The sequence below is a fragment of the Roseiconus nitratireducens genome (assembly GCF_008629675.1).
In the GTDB taxonomy this organism is placed as follows: domain Bacteria; phylum Planctomycetota; class Planctomycetia; order Pirellulales; family Pirellulaceae; genus Stieleria; species Stieleria nitratireducens.
Genome location: NZ_VWOX01000005.1, coordinates 125,001 through 142,057, shown reverse-complemented (window position 1 = coordinate 142,057; position 17,057 = coordinate 125,001). Strand labels below are relative to the sequence as shown.

Here is a 17,057-nt window from a genome sequence, read left to right as displayed (position 1 = left end):
TCAAGGTTGCGACATGTTCTTTGACAAAACCGATCGCCGACTCGCATCATTTGCGTCGCAGCACCACCAGGGCTTCGATCAATTCTTTGTCCAGCGGCAACGGGTCGTCGATGTCGTAGGAGAAGTCGAACGACCGGACGATTTCGAATCGATCGTCCACCTTCTTTAGCAGCCGTTTCAATTGCGTCGGCGTGTAAAGTCGCAGCGGAAACTCGCTGCGGATACGAATCGTTTCCCCGCTGGCACGCACGGCTTTCAGGACGACCCGCAGCGTTTCCAATCGTTTCTTCGGATCGGTTTCAGGGACGCTGATCGTGGTCCACAGCGTGGTGCCCCCCTGGCGCATCTTGAAACGCTCAACGACCGCTTCGTACTCCTCCTCCGGGATCAAATGCATCCCCAGGATGTACAAGCCGCCAGGCCGAATCGCATCGCCCATCGATCGCAAGTGCGCCAGGGCGTCTTGCTCGGTCAGCAGGTGGCGAAACGTGTTGTAGGTGCAAAACGCGGCGTCGTAGGGCTGAGACGTTTCGATCCGCGTCATGTCGCCCTTGATGCAGGTGGCGTCCAGCTTGCGCCGCCGCAGTTTTCGACGCATGTAGTCCAGCATCGCATCGCTAAGGTCCAAACCGGTCACGTCGTAGCCTTTGGCGGCCATGGCAACCACCAAACGCCCGCTACCGCACCCCGGTTCGAACACTCGATTGACAGGGCCTTTAGCAAATCGCTCAAAGGCTTGCTGAAAAAACTCCACTTCGACGGGTGTTTCGTCGCGAAACAGCATGTCGAAGTATTGCGGGTAGTTGTACCAGTCAGCCACTACTCGCTTTCACCACTTGCGGGAGAGTCTTTCGGCTGTGCCGGTTCATCGGCACCCTTGATGGGAACGATTTTTCCAAACAGGTGCCCGCCCTTATCTCCGTGTTGCCAGGTTCCCGCGTAACGTCCCGACCGGATCATCACTCTGGCATCAAAAGTCCCCATCCCGGGAATCCACATGGCGTCCAGCGTGATCACGGGCGTGTGGCCCGACCACAGGATCTTTAGGTCCAGGGGGACTTCCTGGTCGATGTCGCCATACTTGATCCGCGCCTTCAATCGATACAGGTCGGGCGTGGGCAACTTTTCACACGAACTGATGGTGTAGGTTTCTGTCTTGGGGGGCGATTCCTGGCCGTCGATCGTGAACTTACCGACGAACTCGGTTTGACTGAGGTACTCAGCCAGTCGAGTTTCGCGATCGTTCGATTCTTGGGCGCCGACCCGATCGGTCGGCAGGAGAATCGCGAGTGGCAAGATGAAGGCGATGGCGAGACGCTGCACAACCATGGGTCGACCTCTTTGTGGGAACGCGACGGACGGCGCGGGATGGGACGCTGAACCGTCCAGTTTACCCGACGGACACGCTGGTGCAGATCCGGGGCAGGCAACGATTGCAAACGCCCGTTCAACCGCGAAAGTTTGCCGTGGCGTCGTATCACATTAGGGAGCTTGCAGGCGGAGCCTGCAAAGCAGTTTGTTCCAAGGCGAGAGCCTTGGAACAAGGGCACCAGGGAGAATCAATCCAAGGCACGCGCGTGTCGCCCGCCTCGTTCCCGGGCTCCCGGCCGGGAACGCACTGCACGCGCCGGCACTGCCGGCCTTGCCCCGCGGAACGTTCAAATCGCCCGGGGCACTTGCCCCTCAAGCGGCGACGCCGAAGACCGGATGGGGCCTTCGGCGTCGCGGTAAAGAAAGCAGAGCGGCAGCGGGTGTTTCACCACCGGCGGGAATCACCAAGCACCGGCTACGGGCGGACGATTTCGTTGTTCCGCTGCATGTTGTCGCGCTGTTCGAGGAACTCTTTGGGCAGATCCACCGGTCGACGACGTGAGGGTCCCGGGACCGCTTCCGGCGGGAAGTCCTCGCCGCGGACGGCGGAACCGAGCGGCGTCGTCAGCGAATCGTCCAGGGTTCTCAGGAACTCTTGCAGTTTCCAAGCCGGGATGACGGTGACGCCCAACTCGGTCGCTTTCTGCTTGGCGACGCCGATCGCGGCGATTTCCGAAGCGGCTTGTTCTTCGTTTTGGCCGCCCAGGTCCGGCGTTTCACCGACCACCATGAAGCGGACACCCGCATCCAAGTTTCCTTCGATTTCGCCGGAGGGAAGCACCCGCGCGGCCACTTCGGCGCCGGCGGCTTGAATCATGCCTTCCAACGCTTCGTTGTCAGGACGATCGTCACCGTCAATGTCGATATCACCTGCCAAAGCGATGCGAACCGTCCGTCCCGGTGCCCAGAAGGGAGAGTAAACGCCGTCGCCTTCGATGATCGGGTTGCCGATCGCGGGTTGCGCCACGACGCGGGCTTCGGCCAGGTGGGGGCCGCGGATCTTGGTCACTTGGATCGACGCCTTCACGTTCGCATCCTGCAACCGCGAGGTTTCGTCGCGATCGATCACGCCGAAGGTGATGCCGGGACGCAGAGCGTCAGCCGAACCCAGGTTGATCGACACGATGTTGCCGCCACGCAGCACGTAACGGATTTCGCCTTGGACGTTTTCGAACCGATCGGAGCGGAGACGGTTGAGCTCCAACTTCTGCGTCTCGATCGTGTTCTCCAGCAACTGTGCTTTCTGGGTCAATTGATTGCGTTCCGATCCGGCTTGACGTTGCAATTCCTGCAGCCGACGTTCGCTCTTTGTCTTGCTGTCCTTGGCCTGCTCCATCTTTTGCAGCATGTCGTTCCGGTAGGTCGCAAACTGGGACTGCTCGTCAGCCAGTTCTTTGGCCAGGTTCTCCCGTTCCGTTTCGGCTTTTTGCTGGGCGGTGCGGGCGGCATCGATGTCAGTTTCCGCTTGCGTCCGGATCTGAGCTGCTTCGTCACGCGCCTGGCTGTACGACTGGTTTCGCAACCGAATCGTGTTGGTGAAGTACTCCGGAAGCCGGGCATAGTTGCGGTCTTGCATGCCGACGTCGGAGCCAAACACCTGCATGTCGCGGTAGAACTGCGTCGAAATCTGATCCAGGTCAGCGTCGCCGCTGCTGCTGGTGGCCAACGCTTCGTATTGGTCTTCTGACAATTGGCCGATCCCCAGCATCGCCTTGTACAGGATCGCGTTCTCCTCCAACGAGCGGATCTCGTTCTGAGCGTTGGCCAACTGATCGCTCTTGGACTGCTCCTGAGTGGCCTGTGTGTCACCCCAACGCCAGAGGATGAAGTTGAGCGCCAGGGAGAGAACCAGCAGAATCAAACAGGTGATCAAACTGCCGCGAATCACTGAGTCGTCGCGTGCCGCCATGGCAAAAGTTCCGAGCGAATAGTGGAGGGGAAGCGAGAGAATCTGAGATTGGACGAGCGGATCACCGATGACCTCGCCAACAGTTAACAGCGGCGGGGAAGCGGGGACCGATCCACAGAATATTCAGAAGTCTACGTCATTCTAGCATTTCTGCCCCAGAATACCTGACCGGCCGAATCGGGTCGCAGTGGAAAAAACGGTCGGTCGGCCGGCATCAATTGTTACGACGCCCTGGTAGACGTGGTTCTGGCGGTCGGGCGAACAGCAAAAATCAGCGGTCCAATCCGCTTGACCGATGCGGTTCGATGCGAAACCTTTTGATCGACCAACGGTTACACTACTGAGAACATCGCCCAATCCGTGCCCCCCGGTTGGCAGGTTTCGCGTCACTTCGGCGACCCACGTGGTCCAACGGCACGCGAGGTTGACCGGCATTCGATACCGGGCAACCAGGGTGAAACTGACGGTCGCGGCACTTCGGACGGGCATTCCCGCCCGCGCCGCATTCCTTCCTGAAAACCTCCTTCCCGATTGCCAGGCCCATGATTTCTGCATCTTCCCACGTCTCCACGCGACCGTGTCGCCGATCTCAAGCCCGGCGTCGCGCGGCGGCTCGTCACGCTTTCACCCTGTTGGAGCTGTTGCTCGTGCTGGCCATCCTGGTGGTCCTGGGGGGCATCGTCGCGGTCAACGTGGTCGGAACGGGCCAGGCGGCCAACGTGGATGCGACCACGACGCAGTTGAAAATGCTGCAGCAGAACATTGACATGTACCAGATCCGTATGAATGGTCTGCCGGAAACGTTGGAGCAGCTGCGTGACGGACCGTCCGATGCCGCCAAGAAAGCCAAGTGGGTCGCGCCGATCATCACGGAAATTCCCAAGGATGCTTGGGGCAATGAGCTAAATTACACGGTCAACGGCAACAGCTACGAGCTTCGCAGTGCCGGGATCGATGGCCAGATGAGCACCGAGGACGACATCACCGTCACTCCCTGATCTTGCTGAGCGGGTCGCATGGGCAGGCCGGTAAAATCTGCCGGCCGGTAGAACCTGCCTGTCGAGCCCGTCGGTAGAGTTCGTCGGCCGCCACGCCGGGGCCTTTCCGATCTTCGGCATCGATCCTCTGGTCAGCATCGTCTCGCTTGAGTCCCTTGTGGTTCGCAAGAGGCCGACGTCGAACGACTGGCCCGAGACAATGGACCGATGATGCGGTCGGGTCCGAAATGCTGGCGGCCCCGAGATGCTGGCTGCCCCGAAAGGTCTGGCCCCACCCAGCCAAGCGAGGCCGGCGAGGGAGGTCGACCGACGCCGGCACAAGACAACCCGCCCGAGACGATGGACCTTCACGGAGGGTCAACGCTTTTTCACAGGTTTTCACGGTGTCCCTGCCAACCGCACTTCGCCCGAATTCACGCACCCGCGAGTTGCCGACTGGCGAGATGCGCCGCAGCGAAACTTTGCGCCGCAGGGAAACGGTGCGCCGCAGGGAAACGGTGCGCCGCAGGGAAACTGCATGGGGACAGCCTGCTTCGGGACGCCCGATGGCGAGTCCCCGCGTCGAGCGCGGCTTCACGCTCTTGGAGCTGTTGCTCGTCTTGGTGATCATGACGGTCCTGGCATCGATCGCAATTCCGCAAGTCGCGTGGCTGCTGGGAGACAGACGAATCGTCCGTGGCGCCAGCCAGATCCGCGAAGAGTTCATGTTGGCGCGCGTCGATGCCATGCGGCAGGGGCGGATTCTGATGATCGATGCGATGTTGGAATCGGACACCATTCGCGTGCGCCCATACTTCTCGATGACCGACGCGGTCAACGCGGTGGACCAGACCGGTTCGCAATCGGCGCTGCTCTCCGGAGCCGAGCAAGCGCAGATCACTCCGGTGATTCAAAACGAGGAGCAGATCCGAGAGGTCAAATTGCCGGAAGAGATCGTCGTGCGCAGTGTCTCGGTCGTTTCGGCGGCGCGTGCGGCCGAGATCCAACAGGCGATGCTGAGCGATCAGGTCAGCGGATACAGCCAACCGATCCTGTTCTACCCCGATGGCACAACCAGCACGGCTTCGGTGGTGCTGTCGCATCCGGTTCACGGGCAGATCACCGTCAAGATGCGTGGCATCACGGGCGACGTCACCGTCAGCGACGTGGGGCCGAATCCGTGAAGCGAAACGCGTTTTCATTGTTGGAGATGATCCTGGCGCTCTCGATCCTGGGGATGTCCCTGGCGATCCTGGCCCAGCTGGCTCGGACCGGCGTCAGCGCCGCCCGCGAGGCCCGCGCGCTGGCGACGGCGCGAGTGCTGTGCCAAAGCAAATTGAATGAGCAGTTGTTGAATATCCAGGCCGGCCAATCGCCGGCGACAATCATTGACGCACCGATCGAATCGTTCGACAGCCAATCGGCCGGCAGTTTTGTGTACTCCGTCGAAGTCATGCCGGGGCGTTTGGATGGATTGCTGTCGCTGCGCGTCGCCGTCAAGGCTTTAGGGAACAACGGCGAGGAAACGCTGGCCAATTACGCGCTCGACCGCTGGGTCATCGATCCGCTGTTGGGTTTGGAAACGGCCGAGGCCGAAGAGTTGGCGGCCCGAGAGGAAATTGCCAGCGGCGGTGCGGAGGCCGGGATATGAGAAACGATCGTCAAAACTCTTCCGCGCCGGTTCGCAGCGGCTTCACGCTGTTGGAACTCTTTCTGACGTTGTCCCTGGCCGTGGTCCTGATGACGTTGATCAACTCCGCGTTCCGTTTCTACGCGCGAGACATGGATAGCAGCGACGTTGAAATGCGCAAAACCATGTTGGCCGCCGCGGTCATTCAAATGATTGAGGACGATCTGCGGGCCTCACTGCATTCCGAACCGATCGATACCTCGGCCCTGGCAACGCTGCTGTCCAACAGCGCGTCCGCTGGCGGTGGTGGAGCAGGCGGCGGCGGTGGTGGTGGCGGCGGTTCGACTGACCAGGAGAGCCAGGAAGACATGGAGGCCGCCGGCATGGACGATCCCGCCCTGGCCGAAGAAGAACCGGCAACGGTCGAAACGTTGACCGCCGGGACAGCGGTTCTGCAATCTCCGGGATTGATCGGCAACCAGTACCAGATCCAGATGGATACCAGCCGTCTGCCGCGTTTGGAGGAGTACAACGTCCTGCTGGATGCCGATCCAGGCAACCTGGCGGATCTTCCCAGCGACGTGAAGACCGTGACCTATTACGTGCAGGGAGCGGGAAATCTTGGAGTGGATGATTCGCTGACGGGCAGCTCTCAGGCGGTCGGTGACCCCTCCGAGTCCGGCGAGAGCGGAGGGCTGGTGCGGAGGGTGTTGGATCGTGCCGCAACCGCATTCGCGATTACCTCCGGGAACGTTGCTTCATTGGGCCAGACCGGCGAAGTGATCGCCCCGGAGATCACGTCGATCGAGTTTTCTTATTGGGACGGCGTGACCTGGCAGATCCAATGGAACAGCGACGAACTGGGCGAACTGCCGTTGGCCGTCCAGATCGAAATGACCATGGCCGGAGACTCTGCGTTGGACGCCGCCGAGCAAGAGCCGCGGGTGTTTCGGCATGTCGTTCAACTGCCCTTGGCCCAGCCGATCACGTTGGAAGAAACCGACACGGGCGTTCCGGAGGCGGGAATCTGATGAAGCGTTCAGTGAGTACGACGCGAAATGCGCGAAATGCGCGCCGCGGTTTTTTCCTGGTCTTGGTGCTGCTGGTGGTCGTTGTCGCGACCATGTCGGTGTATTCCTTCACCGGAATGATGGTGGCCTACGATGATGCGGCGTACCTGTCCGGAGACATGGTGCGCGCCCGCGTGGCCGGCGAGTCGGGCGTGCAGGCGATCCGATTGATACTCTCTGAACCGCCCACCGTTCGTGACGAGAGCGGCGGTGTGTTCAACAATCCGAATCTGTTCCAGGCGATTGCGGTGTCGAATCAGGACTCCGCCAACGTTTGCAATTTCTCCGTCGTTGCTCCCAACCTGAATGAGATGGGGGCGCTTTCAGGAATCCGGTTCGGGTTGCAGGATGAATCGGCACGCCTGAATGTCAACACGCTCACCATTCTGGATGAAAACTCACAGGGGCTGATGGCGGCGGTCAGTCTGATGGGCGACGCCTCGGGTGGCGAGGAGGATGCCGACGCCAGCCTGGAAAGCGATTCGCTGGCGACGTCGCTGCTGCTGGGGTTGCCCGGGATGACGCCCGATTTGGCCGATTGCATCATGGATTGGCTGGACGAAGACGACGAGCCACGTCCCTACGGAGCCGAGTTGGAGTACTACACGACGCTGCCAACGCCCTACGAACCGGCCAACGGTCCGATCAATAGCGTGGAAGAATTGTTGCTGGTCCGGGGGATGACGCCGACGTTGTTGTTCGGCGCCGACGCCAATCGGAACGGCGTGCTGGATCCCGATGAACAACAGCGGTTCAGCGTGACCGTCGACACGCCGGGCGCGCTGGGCCTGGCTGCCTACCTGACCGTGCACGGAAGGGAAGCCAATAAACGTCGTGACGGTTCGTTTCGGATCAACGTCAACGCCGACGATCTGGAGGTGCTTTACGAAGATTTGAACGCGGCGTTGGAGGACGAAACGTTCGCGAGCTTCATCTGTGCCTATCGCATCGCCGGTGCTCCCGCCGCGTCGTTGAACGCGTTGGCCTCCGGGGGCGAAGAGGAGCCCAACCAGGGACAACAGCAAGGCGGAGGCAACGGCGGTAACAACGACTCCGCCCGCGATGGCGGCGTCTGGACAAGCGATTTGCTGGAAGAGTTGGACCTGTCCGGTGGCGGCGGAACCGACTTGAATCAGGTGTTGGACTTGATCGACGCGACCGTGACGATCGGTCAAGGCGACAACGCGGTGCGGTACAGCAGCCCGTTCAGTCTGTTGACCGCACCGTCGTATCTGCCGCTGATCATGGACGCGCTGTCCACCAGCGACGAACCGACGATGCCCGGACGAATCAACTTGAATGAGTGCCCGGCTGAAATGTTGTATGGCATTCCGCTGTTGGATGCGGAACAGGTGGAGCTGATTTTGGAGGCTCGTGCGTCGTCCGAGGACGATGCAAATCGCAACTTCGAAACGTGGCCGTTGGTCGAGGGGATTGTGACCTTGGATCAAATGCGATCTCTGCTGCCGTTGTTGACCGGGGGCGGTGATGTGTACCGCGCCCAGGTGGTGGGATACTTCGAATCGTCCGGTCTGGCCCATCGTCAGGAAGTGATCATCGACGCCACCACGGTGAACCCAAAGATTGTGATGTACAGGGATCTGAGCCATCTCGGGCGGTCGTTCGATCTTTCCGTCCTGGGGATCCGTAATGCCATGGTGGAAACCGGTGCCGTGCCGTGATCCCGTTGCAGCGTGTGCAGCGTGCCAGAGCCTTCGCACGTGGCCGTCGGTGCTCCGGTGAGCGGTGACGGCGTCCGGTTCCGTCCCCCGCGCTCCCGGAACCAACAACGACCTGCCTTTTTTCGTCAAGCCCCGCTGAACCGGGCGCTGGGATCGAATCCTTCGAGCTAAACTAGCGGTATGCCAAAAAAAATTGCCCTTGATTACGACGCCTCCGAACTGCGGTTGGTCGTCGCCAACTGCTCCGGATCGCGGGTTCAGGTGACCAATGCCAAATTGGTTCGCCTGGCCGAAGGCGACTCCGTGTCCGAAAAGCTCCGCTCGCTGGTGAACGAGCTCGGCCTGCAGAAGACCGACGTGTTGGTTGCCATCGGGCGCGGAAAGGCGGAACTGCGAGAGTTGCAGTTGCCGCCCGTTCCGGAAGACGAGCTCCCGGACATGGTCCGCTACCAGGCCATCCGTAGCTTCGCGTCGGCCAGCGACCGAGCGATTGTGGATTACCTGGTGACCGGTCGCACGCCCGAGGCCAACACGTTGATTGCCGCCGCGGTCGGTCCGCCAGACCTGGAAAAGATCAAAGAGCTTTGCCAGACCGCGGACCTGGATCTGAAGCGGGTCGCTTTGCGTCCCCTGGCCGCCGCGTCGCTGTACTTGGAGCGGACGCGGACACCGGAAGTGTGCGTGATGATTGATTTGCTGGCCGACGATGCCGAACTGGTCGTCGCCCGGCAAGGCAAAGTGATTTTTGTGCGGACGGTGAAACTTCCTTCAAGCGAGCCGCAACGTCGCCGGGCGCTGTCCAGCGAATTGCGACGCACCATGGTGGCTTGCGCCCAAGGCGCCACGCCCGACCGGATCGTTGTCTGGGGGACCCAGGCGGTTCACGCCGGCGACGTCGAGGTCATCAAGGAAACGGTCGATTGTGACGACGTGATCGCCGTCGACCCGTTCAGCCTGGTGGATTGTCAGGTCAGTTCAAATGAAATGCCCGAACACGTTGGGCGTTTGGCTCCGCTGGTGGGCCTGCTTGCCAGCGATGAAGCGGCGCCGGAAACGCTGATCGATTTTCTTAACCCACGGGAACGGGTCGAAGCGGAGCCGGATCGGCTGCGTCGGGCACTGCTGATCGCCGCGCCGTTGGTGGCCGTCTTTCTGATCGGCTTCTTTATCTACAAGCGGCTTGCCGACTGGGACCGAAGAATCGCCAACGCGACCAACGAGGTCAATCTGCTGATGCCGTTCTCCGAGGCTGCCGACACGAGCATCGCCCGCACGGAGCGCATCGACGCGTTTTTGGACAGCGACGTCAACTGGCTGGATGAAATCCGGCGGTTTGCGGAAAAGGCTCCGCCGAGTGACAAGCTGATCGTCGAAACCCTTTCGGCGACCGCCGATACACGCGGCGGCGGTGGAAAACTGCAGATTTCCGGCGCTGTGTCCGAACCGGACGTGATCAACGCGATGGAAGCCGCACTCCGCGATGCCAATCACAGCGTGGTCGGCAAGGGATCGCAGGAGCAGAAGGGAAGCGGCGAATACCGCTGGGACTTTACCGAGACCATCATGGTGACGGGCAGCGATCTGAGAAACACCCGCTACGAACGCATGGCGGAGATGTTTGCCGCCGCGGAAGCGACTCCGGCGACAACCGACGACGCGGGCGATTCGGAGACGACCGACACCGAGTCGGCATCGGCGTCGGATGCTTCGCAAGCCGATTCGGAGAGTGAAGCACAAGACTCTGAAGCCGGCAGCGATGCACCCCAAAGCGATTCCGCCGAGGCTCCGACCACCGACGAAGGTCAAACGGAGGTGACGTCATGAACCAGCGAGAACGTATTTTGGCGATCCTGGTTGGCGGGCTGTTCGTGCTGGGAATCGGACAGTGGGGATTCAACAAGTATCGAACGGCCATCGACACGCGTCAGAACCGCCTGCAATCGCTGGAGGACCAGCGGATGCGGTTGATGGAAAAGCAAAACCAGGGCGCGCTTGCCGACCGCCAGATGGGCGAATACCTGGTGCGGTCGGTTTCCAGCGACACCGAACAGGCGCGAAGCACCTACCAGCGTTGGTTGTTTGACATCGTTGAAAAGCACAATATTCGCGCCGCCAAGGTCAGCGCCGACCGAATCACGCCTGTTTCTGATTTGTATCACCAGATGTCGTTTCAGCTGACCGGCGTCGCGCAGATGCCGCAGATCATTGCTCTGATACACGATGTCCAGGCAAAGGATTACTTGCATCGAATTCGCGAGCTGAACATCAAGCCGATCAAGTCCGGTGAAGGGCTGTCCGTGGACCTGATGATCGATGTGATGTCATTGAACGACGCTCCGGTTGACGCGGTCGAACCCACCACGGACTCCTGGCGTGTGGACCCCAAATCGGTGGCGTACTCCGAACCGATCTTGAACCGAAACCTGTTTGAACCGCCCAACAAGGCTCCGTCGTACAGCGGTGACCGGACGCTTCAAGCGACCGTCGGACGCAACGAAGCTTTTCCGCTGGCCTTCAAAGATCCCGAGGGCCAGACCGTGACGTACGAGTTGGTCGACGCGCCGGATTCGGTTTCGTTGGATCCCCGCAGCGGAACGCTCCGAGTGCAATCCGATGAATTGAAGCAGTTCGATGTGGTCGTCAAAGCGATCGATAGCGGCTACCCCACGCGAACGGTGGAACAGTCGCTGGTGGTGAAGATTGTGGAGCCCCCTCCGAAGGAAGAAGAGCCGGAGGTGGAACCGGAGTTCGACGACGCCAAGCAGACCTACCTGACCGGGCTGGTGCAAGGAGCCAACGACTGGACGGCGTGGATGAATGTTCGCACGCGGGGTAAGACCTTGAAGCTGCGCGTGGGTGACGAATTCGAAATCGGCAGCGTTCGCGGGGTGGTTCGAGAAATCAATTCCGATCATGTCAAGATCGACATCGGTGATCGAACCGTCACGTTGACCAGCGGCGGCACCTTGAAGTCGGCTGTGGAATCCGGGTCGTAGTCGAGCGTTCAAGGTCACGCGGTCGCTGCTTAACTTCGCCAGCGGAGCGATGGGAGGATTGCCGCTCTTCTCGCGGATTAGGCGATGCTGTCGCCGCTTCGCGGCTGGAGGCGATTGGGGGAACCGTTACCGTCGGCTTGCGCCGTCGGCAGGGGGCTGTCGTCGCTTTGCGACTCCGGTGCGAACCTAGGTCAGGGATTCCAAATACCTGCGGCCGCGGTTGATTTCTTCCGTCACGGCCGCCGTGCTGTCCAGGATCGGAACGCCTCGGGGAACCGGGTGCATGAAGATCTCAGTCCAACCGGCAAAGGAAATCCGGGCCAGTGATCGAACCAGGGGCGCGAAGTCCAAGTCGCCGCGGCCGGGCATCTGCAACAGCTCTTGTTCTTTGGGCAGCTTCTTGGTGCTCCCCCTGCCGTGTTGCCACGCATAGAACACCGACAGGGAGTCCCCGACGTCTTCGATCAGTGACGCAATCTGCTCCGGGTTTTGGGGCAGATGATAGGGAGCCAGGGCGACCCCGATCGCGTCGCGCGGGCCCAGGTCGGCTAGATAGCGGAGTGAATCGGCATCGTGAATCAGGTTGTTGCCGTGGTTCTCGATGGCAAGGCGGACGCCGTGATCTCGCGCCAGATTCAGCGTCGGTTCCAGGCGGCGGAGGAAATCCGCGATCGCCGTTTTCAGTTCCGCGCCTTTCAGGTTCTTGGGACCTTGACCGCCGGTCACCACCGTGTGGCAACCCAGGCGTCCCGCCAGCCGGATTTCATCGTCAATCCCGAACGGGCCCAGCTTGTACTGCGTGATGATCGAAAGCTTCAATTCATGCTGGTTGAGCAGTTCAGTGAAATGTTCTTCGCCCATCTCATCCAACTGCTCCCGCTGATTGCCGTGAACTTTGGGCCACAAGTCGATTCCCGTCGCACCACATTTCTTCGCCTCGGGGAGGATTTGTTCGATCGGAGTGTAGCCGTACATGCAGGATGCCAGGCTGTAGCGAAACTGGAAACCGTCGGCATCGGCGTGAGCGGACGGGAGGCAACGGCACGCTGTCGCGGCGGCGGTCGCGGTGAGAAGGGTTCTGCGTTGGAACATCCGAGGGTGTCGTCTTGGGCGGTGGGAGCGAAGCGAATTGGTCGATTTTAGCGTCGTGACCTCGCGGATGTTTCCGAACGGGGGAGCGGTTCGGCTATACTGCGGCCGAAACTGCCACCCCCCCTTGTCCGTCAACGATTGGTCGTCCGGCACCGATTGGCTGGCCGGCACCGATTTGTGACGGTGCACCTGCCTCGCGGCCGGGGGGACCCACCACGGCAAACGGCCCGGCGCATCGCAACTCGCGATTGCCGGTTCGTCTTTCCTTCGCCAACTCGCTTTGAACCGCCCATGCGTCGATTCATCTTTGTTCTCGCCCTGACTGTCTTCGCCGCACCTCGGGTCTGCACGGCCGACACGCCCTGGCCCCAGTTTCGAGGGCCCCAGGGCGATGGCATCGTTTCCGGGCGAAGCGTGCCGCTGGAATTTGGTGAGCAATCGGGAGTGACTTGGAAAACCGAGGTTCCCGGAAAAGCATGGTCCTCTCCGGTGATCGCCGATGGCGAGATTTGGGCCACCACCGCGGTCGAGGTTTTCCCCAGTGAAACGGAGCGATTGGAACTGCTCAAATCGGCCGGGATCGAAGAGAAGAAATTCAAACAGCTGGCTGTCGCGAAGTCGATTCAATTGAAGCTGCTGGTGTTGGATCTGAAGACCGGTTCGCTTCGGGAAACGATCGAACTGACCCAGATTGATCGTCCCGATCCGATTCATTCTCTGAACAGTTATGCGTCGCCGACTCCCGTCATCGACGGGGGACAGATTTATTGTCACTTCGGGACGTACGGCACGTTCTGTATCGATCGCCAGAGCCGCGACATTCTGTGGCATCGGCGTCTGCCACTGGACCACGCCGTCGGCCCGGGTAGCTCGCCGCTGATCGACCAGAACCGGCTGATCTTGATCCAGGACGGGATGGAACGGCAATACGTTGCGGCGCTGGACAAGAAGTCAGGAGAAACCCTTTGGGAGACGGATCGACCACAAATGGATGCACCGTCCGGGGATCAGAAAAAGTCCTACTGTACGCCGATCAAGATCACCGACCCGAAGGGCCGCGAGCAGCTGATCTGCATGGGGTCGCAGTGGATCGTGGCCTATCAGAGCGAAACCGGTGAGGAGATCTGGAAGGTCCGACACGGCAAGGGGTTCTCGGTTGTTCCGCGGCCGGTCTATTCGGACGGCGTCGTGTATTTCTGCACCGGTTTCGGCAAGCCGCAATTGTGGGCCGTTCGGGTTGATGGCACGGGCGACGTCACGGATTCCCACGTGATGTGGACCGTACGCAGCGGGATTCCGGCCAAACCCTCTCCGATCCTGCACGACGGACTGCTGTACGTGATCGAAGACAACGGGATCGCAAGTTGTTTCGGTGCGGCGACCGGCGAAACCGTGTGGAAGGAACGGATCGGAGGCAAGTACAGCGCGTCACCGTTGTTGGTGGGCGACCGCATCTACCTCGGTTCCCACGAGGGCGACATCACGGTGATCGCGACGGGGCGCGAGTTCCAGGTGCTGGCAGAAAACCACTTGGAAGGACAGATCATGGCCAGCCCGGCGGTCGTCGACGGTGCGATGATTTGGCGAACCGCCGAAGCGTTCTATCGGATCGACGGTTGAGACGGATCAGCGAGCGGAGCTTCGGATGACCCGCCGGTATTACAGTCCTTCACTTCCCGCTGCCGGCGGGCTGGTCGAATTGATGGACCAGGAGGCGCAACACGCGTCACGCGTGATGCGTGCGCAGGTCGGCGACGGCGTGATCCTGTTTGACGGTCAGGGGCACGAGGCGGAGGCGACGATTCAGGCGATCGACAAACGGACCTGCGTTTGCCAATGCGATCCGCCCGCCGCGGTCGACCGAGAGCTTGCCGGACCGCTGCATCTGGCGGTCGCATTGCCCAAACCGGATCGTGCTAAAGAAATGGTCGAACGGCTTTGTGAACTGGGCGTTCGCAGCCTGACACCGTTGGTTTGTGAGCGGACGCAGCGACCGCCGACGGATGCCCTATTGGAAAAACTCCGGCGCATCGTGGTGGAGTCGTGCAAACAGTCCGGACGGAACGTCTTGATGGAGATCCGTCCCGTCCGGGATTTTCAGGCCTACGTCGACCAGCCGTTTGAAGGTCGTCAATGGATGGCCCATCCGAGTGGCGGATCGGGGCCGATCGCGGAGGATTTCGCTCACGGCACGCCCGTCGCTGCGATGGTTGGTCCGGAGGGCGGATTCAGCGACGAAGAAGTAGCACGGGCCGAAGCGGCGGCGATCGAAAAGATCAGTTTGGGCCCGAGGATCTATCGAATCGAGACGGCCGCCACCGTGCTGGCCGTGTGGCTTGCCGGACACCGCGAAGCGGAGAACGCGTAGACCGCGCGATCAAGGCACCGGCGTACCGGTGGCCTGTGGCGTACCGGTGGCCTGTGGCGTGCCGGCGGCCTGCGGGGTTCCGGTGGCCTGCGGGACAGCATCGGGAGGCGTCAACGGTGGTGGCGTCTCGCCGGGGTTGGCCTCGTACCGTTCCAGGTCTTCGACGGGGATGCGACTGGCGCCGAAATCTTCGATCTCGCGAACGGGAACTCGGTTCTTGTTGAAGTCGATGACTTCTTGTGAAGGGCTCAGGAGGAACGCGGAAGCGGCCACGCCGACCATCAGGAACGTCCCCAGCACGGCCATCGCTATCCATCGAGAGCGTTTCGCCGGCATGGCGATGGAGGCGTCGGTTTCGGTCGGGGTGCGATACGGCTGAACGCTCTCCAGTTCGTTTTGTTCCTGGTCGTTGGTTGGGTTCGGTGGTCCGGACATGATCGTCTCCATGGCCTCGAGGTCGGTGGCTCCCTGTGATCATCGTGATCGTTCCGATCGGCGTCCCTGATCGAGTGCTCAGGATCGTCGACCGGGTCTTCGCTTTGCCCGGCAGGGAGGGGCTTGGTCAGGGGAAGGCAATAGGCATCAAGCTACCCTGAACGGCCACGACCGCGGGCCTCTGTCTTGTAAAAACACTGTCAAAGATCTGGCGGAAACCGTTTGCAAGCTGGCAGTTGCGGAGAATCCAGGGCAATCTGGAGTCTTCTCCCGGCCCTTTCACGGTTCCGGATTGCTCTGGTACCGGCAATGTCCCTTGGCACGCGCTCATGAATCGATCGATGCGACCCTTTCGATGGTTGACCTGGCGCGACGGCGTGCTGGCCGGCGTGGGATGCGCGGTCGCTTACCTGGCCTGGCTGATCGTCACGCCGTATCCACGCTACCTGGTCCCCGATTTCCAAGAAGGGTTCCTGAGCAACAAGCAGGAGTTCTTTTTTTCCAGCGGCTACTTCTTGGGGTTTTACTCGCACATTTTCGCTGCACCGGTGGCGTTGCTATGTGGCGTGTTGCAGTTTCTACCCGGCCTGCGGCGACGGTTTCCAGGCATGCATCGGCGCTTGGGGCAGCTGTACGCGGCGCTGGTGCTGTTGTGGGTGGCACCGGGCGGGTTGGTCATGTCGACCCGCGCCTATGGCGGCTGGAGCAGCGTGATCTGTTTTGCCCTGATCAGCTTATTGACATGGGCCAGCACGTTTTCGGGCTGGCGTGCGGCGGGGCGGGGGTGCTGGAAAGAGCACGGCCGCTGGATGGCGCGCAGCTACGTCCTCATGACATCGGCGCTGTTCTTACGCCTGATTCACATGGTGTTGATTCGGACACCGTTGGGTCACGAAACCGCCTACCAATGCTCGGCGTGGCTGAGCTGGTTGCTGCCACTGGCGATACTCGAGTGCTGCCTGACACTGGGCGCCGGGCAGCATTCGGCCGGGAACAAGGTCGGCCGGACGACGCCGGTTTACATCACCGAGAAGTAGTTCTCGCAGGCGAAGTCAAAGTACTCGTTCTTCAGTTCCACCTTCAGGTTGTTGTACAGGCAATAGTTGCGAACCTGTAGCAGCAAGTCACGTGGCTGGCAGTTTCTGAACGGCCTCTGAACCGGGTAGTAGTGCGTCTTGATCAGGTAGTCGATGGCCTCTTGGTTGTAAGGCATCTTGGTGACCCGGCACATGATTTCGAACAACTTTCGGAAGTCCTGCTCCGGCGGATCTTCGACTTCGATCTTGTAAGGAATCCGTCGCAGGAACGCGTCGTCGACCAGGTCTTTCGGTTCCAGGTTGGTGCTGAAGATGACCAACTGGTCAAACGGCACCTGGATTTTTTTCCCGCTGGCCATGTTCAGAAAGTCATAGCGCTTTTCCAACGGGATGATCCAGCGGTTGAGCAGTTCGTCGATTCGCATTTTTTGACGGCCAAAGTCGTCGATGACCAGCGTGCCGCAATTGCTTTTCAATTGCAGGGGGGCTT

General features: G+C 60.7%; 16 protein-coding genes (1 of these 16 only partly in view). 10 read left to right on the top strand and 6 right to left on the bottom strand.

The features are described 5' to 3' along the window. Positions 1 to 46: 46 nt before the first annotated feature. The 3 genes from FYK55_RS10715 to FYK55_RS10705 all read right to left on the bottom strand — a co-directional run bounded on the left by FYK55_RS10715 (position 47) and on the right by FYK55_RS10705 (position 3,280). Complete coding sequence (locus FYK55_RS10715; RefSeq protein WP_150076415.1) at positions 47 to 820, bottom strand: class I SAM-dependent methyltransferase; 774 nt, start codon at positions 818 to 820, stop codon at positions 47 to 49. Next, positions 820 to 1,329: a hypothetical protein gene (locus FYK55_RS10710; protein ID WP_150076414.1), complete on the bottom strand. Its 510-nt coding sequence runs from the start codon at positions 1,327 to 1,329 to the stop codon at positions 820 to 822. The genes FYK55_RS10715 and FYK55_RS10710 overlap by 1 nt, the downstream gene beginning before the upstream one ends. A 457-nt stretch (positions 1,330 to 1,786) precedes the next feature. Then, complete coding sequence (locus tag FYK55_RS10705) at positions 1,787 to 3,280, bottom strand: hypothetical protein (protein WP_150076413.1); 1,494 nt, start codon at positions 3,278 to 3,280, stop codon at positions 1,787 to 1,789. Positions 3,281 to 3,822: 542 nt separating this feature from the next. On the opposite strand from FYK55_RS10705, the gene FYK55_RS10700 reads away from it, so the two are divergent. From FYK55_RS10700 to FYK55_RS10670, 7 genes are all read left to right on the top strand, one after another. Continuing rightward, entirely contained in the window at positions 3,823 to 4,278 is a 456-nt protein-coding gene (locus tag FYK55_RS10700; RefSeq protein ID WP_150076412.1) for a type II secretion system protein GspG, read from the top strand. Positions 4,279 to 4,823: 545 nt separating this feature from the next. Beyond that, positions 4,824 to 5,441 carry a pilus assembly FimT family protein gene (locus tag FYK55_RS29660; protein ID WP_235908591.1) on the top strand — a complete coding sequence of 206 codons (618 nt, stop codon included), beginning with the start codon at positions 4,824 to 4,826 and terminating at the stop codon, positions 5,439 to 5,441. Beyond that, entirely contained in the window at positions 5,438 to 5,908 is a 471-nt protein-coding gene (locus tag FYK55_RS29655; RefSeq protein WP_235908590.1) for a type II secretion system protein, read from the top strand. Before FYK55_RS29660 ends, FYK55_RS29655 begins: the two co-directional genes overlap by 4 nt. Then, on the top strand, positions 5,905 to 6,918 hold the full coding sequence (locus FYK55_RS10685; RefSeq protein WP_150076410.1) for a prepilin-type cleavage/methylation domain-containing protein: 1,014 nt from the start codon (positions 5,905 to 5,907) through the stop codon (positions 6,916 to 6,918). Before FYK55_RS29655 ends, FYK55_RS10685 begins: the two co-directional genes overlap by 4 nt. A gap of 11 nt (positions 6,919 to 6,929) precedes the next feature. Continuing rightward, entirely contained in the window at positions 6,930 to 8,639 is a 1,710-nt protein-coding gene (locus FYK55_RS10680) for a type II secretion system minor pseudopilin (protein WP_235908589.1), read from the top strand. Between the two features lie 180 nt (positions 8,640 to 8,819). Then, complete coding sequence (pilM, locus tag FYK55_RS10675; RefSeq protein ID WP_150076408.1) at positions 8,820 to 10,463, top strand: type IV pilus biogenesis protein PilM; 1,644 nt, start codon at positions 8,820 to 8,822, stop codon at positions 10,461 to 10,463. Further along, positions 10,460 to 11,635: a cadherin repeat domain-containing protein gene (locus FYK55_RS10670; protein ID WP_150076407.1), complete on the top strand. Its 1,176-nt coding sequence runs from the start codon at positions 10,460 to 10,462 to the stop codon at positions 11,633 to 11,635. Before pilM ends, FYK55_RS10670 begins: the two co-directional genes overlap by 4 nt. Before the next feature lie 186 nt (positions 11,636 to 11,821). Here FYK55_RS10670 and FYK55_RS10665 read toward each other — a convergent pair whose 3' ends face one another. After that, a complete protein-coding gene (locus FYK55_RS10665; protein ID WP_150076406.1) occupies positions 11,822 to 12,727 on the bottom strand; it encodes a sugar phosphate isomerase/epimerase family protein in 906 nt (301 codons plus the stop codon). 291 nt (positions 12,728 to 13,018) lie between these two features. Here FYK55_RS10665 and FYK55_RS10660 point away from each other — a divergent pair, with 291 nt between their 5' ends. Together FYK55_RS10660 and FYK55_RS10655 are read left to right on the top strand one after the other, a co-directional pair. Beyond that, on the top strand, positions 13,019 to 14,347 hold the full coding sequence (locus tag FYK55_RS10660; RefSeq protein ID WP_150076405.1) for an outer membrane protein assembly factor BamB family protein: 1,329 nt from the start codon (positions 13,019 to 13,021) through the stop codon (positions 14,345 to 14,347). A gap of 25 nt (positions 14,348 to 14,372) precedes the next feature. After that, positions 14,373 to 15,095 (top strand): RsmE family RNA methyltransferase, encoded by a 723-nt coding sequence (locus tag FYK55_RS10655; RefSeq protein WP_150076404.1) that lies wholly within the window; start codon positions 14,373 to 14,375, stop codon positions 15,093 to 15,095. 9 nt (positions 15,096 to 15,104) lie between these two features. On the opposite strand, the gene FYK55_RS10650 is transcribed toward FYK55_RS10655, so the two are convergent. Further along, a complete protein-coding gene (locus FYK55_RS10650; protein WP_150076403.1) occupies positions 15,105 to 15,530 on the bottom strand; it encodes a hypothetical protein in 426 nt (141 codons plus the stop codon). A gap of 341 nt (positions 15,531 to 15,871) precedes the next feature. On the opposite strand from FYK55_RS10650, the gene FYK55_RS10645 reads away from it, so the two are divergent. Then, positions 15,872 to 16,567, top strand: a complete 696-nt coding sequence (locus tag FYK55_RS10645) for a DUF2306 domain-containing protein (RefSeq protein WP_161604425.1) — start codon at positions 15,872 to 15,874, stop codon at positions 16,565 to 16,567. On the opposite strand, the gene FYK55_RS10640 is transcribed toward FYK55_RS10645, so the two are convergent. Further along, positions 16,549 to 17,057: the final stretch of an ATPase with chaperone activity gene (locus FYK55_RS10640; RefSeq protein ID WP_235908588.1), read on the bottom strand. 1,243 nt of this gene lie beyond the right edge of the window; only the last 509 of its 1,752 coding nucleotides appear in the window; its start codon lies beyond the right edge, outside the window; it ends in the stop codon at positions 16,549 to 16,551. The two genes, FYK55_RS10645 and FYK55_RS10640, sit on opposite strands and share 19 nt — an antisense overlap.

What these genes read in the sequence shown, in the direction of transcription:
- FYK55_RS10650 (WP_150076403.1), bottom strand. Translation starts at nt 15,530, where the DNA reads ATGTCCGGACCACCGAACCCAACCAACGACCAGGAACAAAACGAACTG.
- FYK55_RS10710 (WP_150076414.1), bottom strand. Translation starts at nt 1,329, where the DNA reads ATGGTTGTGCAGCGTCTCGCCATCGCCTTCATCTTGCCACTCGCGATT.
- FYK55_RS10705 (WP_150076413.1), bottom strand. Translation starts at nt 3,280, where the DNA reads ATGGCGGCACGCGACGACTCAGTGATTCGCGGCAGTTTGATCACCTGT.
- FYK55_RS10685 (WP_150076410.1), top strand. Translation starts at nt 5,905, where the DNA reads ATGAGAAACGATCGTCAAAACTCTTCCGCGCCGGTTCGCAGCGGCTTC.
- FYK55_RS29660 (WP_235908591.1), top strand. Translation starts at nt 4,824, where the DNA reads ATGGCGAGTCCCCGCGTCGAGCGCGGCTTCACGCTCTTGGAGCTGTTG.
- FYK55_RS10670 (WP_150076407.1), top strand. Translation starts at nt 10,460, where the DNA reads ATGAACCAGCGAGAACGTATTTTGGCGATCCTGGTTGGCGGGCTGTTC.
- FYK55_RS10665 (WP_150076406.1), bottom strand. Translation starts at nt 12,727, where the DNA reads ATGTTCCAACGCAGAACCCTTCTCACCGCGACCGCCGCCGCGACAGCG.
- FYK55_RS10660 (WP_150076405.1), top strand. Translation starts at nt 13,019, where the DNA reads ATGCGTCGATTCATCTTTGTTCTCGCCCTGACTGTCTTCGCCGCACCT.
- FYK55_RS10645 (WP_161604425.1), top strand. Translation starts at nt 15,872, where the DNA reads ATGCGACCCTTTCGATGGTTGACCTGGCGCGACGGCGTGCTGGCCGGC.
- pilM (WP_150076408.1), top strand. Translation starts at nt 8,820, where the DNA reads ATGCCAAAAAAAATTGCCCTTGATTACGACGCCTCCGAACTGCGGTTG.
- FYK55_RS10655 (WP_150076404.1), top strand. Translation starts at nt 14,373, where the DNA reads ATGACCCGCCGGTATTACAGTCCTTCACTTCCCGCTGCCGGCGGGCTG.
- FYK55_RS10700 (WP_150076412.1), top strand. Translation starts at nt 3,823, where the DNA reads ATGATTTCTGCATCTTCCCACGTCTCCACGCGACCGTGTCGCCGATCT.